Origin of the sequence: Streptococcus infantis (genome assembly GCF_047464615.1) — a bacterium.
GTDB classification, from domain to species: domain Bacteria; phylum Bacillota; class Bacilli; order Lactobacillales; family Streptococcaceae; genus Streptococcus; species Streptococcus infantis_Y.
Window position 1 is genome coordinate 1 of the sequence record NZ_JASHBO010000043.1, and the last position, 758, is coordinate 758.

Genomic DNA, 758 nt, shown 5'->3' on the forward strand with positions numbered 1-758 from the left:
ATTATGTGACTTTCAGTCCGTCTCGCTCCGTTAGGTGCGAGACAAAAAAACCACCCGCTATGCGGGTGCGCATCGAAGGTTATACCAAAAAACTCCAAACGCGATACAAATAAGGTGTTCAAGCCAATTGTAAAGCGAAAGGAGAAAAATATGGCTCAAAAAGCACATAGTTTATCACACACAAAATGGATGTGTAAATATCACATTGTGTTCACCCCTAAGTATAGACGAAAAGAGATCTATAATCAATATCGAAGTAGTTTGGGAGAAATATTCCATAGATTATGTAGTTATAAAGGTGTTGAGATTATCGAGGGCCATTTAATGCCAGATCATGTTCATATGTTGGTAAGTATTCCACCTAGAATTAGTATTTCAAGTTTCATGGGATATTTAAAAGGTAAAAGCGCTCTAATGATGTTCGATAAACACGCAAATCTGAAATATAAGTTTGGAAATCGACATTTTTGGGCAGAGGGATATTATGTGAGTACAGTTGGCCTCAATGAAGCCACAATAAAAAAATACATTCAGGAACAAGAGCGAAAAGATATTGCTTTAGATAAGTTGAGTGTAAAAGAATATGAAGATCCCTTTAGGGATAGTGGCAAGTAATACAAAAGCCTCTTTAAGAGGCAAGTGACGAGTCAAGAGCAATGAGGCTTGAACAACGTGAAAGCCAGCGTCTTTAGGCGCTGGCTTGTAATCTGGGCTTATAGCCCTGGTTCAAACCACCCGTTTGACGGGTGGTCATGATT

General features: G+C 38.8%; 1 protein-coding gene. It reads left to right on the forward strand.

Annotation, left to right across the window (positions count from 1 at the left end; genetic code table 11):
* The first annotated feature begins 150 nt into the window (after positions 1-150).
* Complete coding sequence (gene tnpA / locus QM450_RS10580) at positions 151-615, forward strand: IS200/IS605 family transposase (protein ID WP_414320562.1); 465 nt, start codon at positions 151-153, stop codon at positions 613-615.
* Positions 616-758 lie beyond the last annotated feature (143 nt).

Coding starts and splice junctions, on each gene's coding strand:
- tnpA (WP_414320562.1), top strand. CDS start 151: ATGGCTCAAAAAGCACATAGTTTATCACACACAAAATGGATGTGTAAA.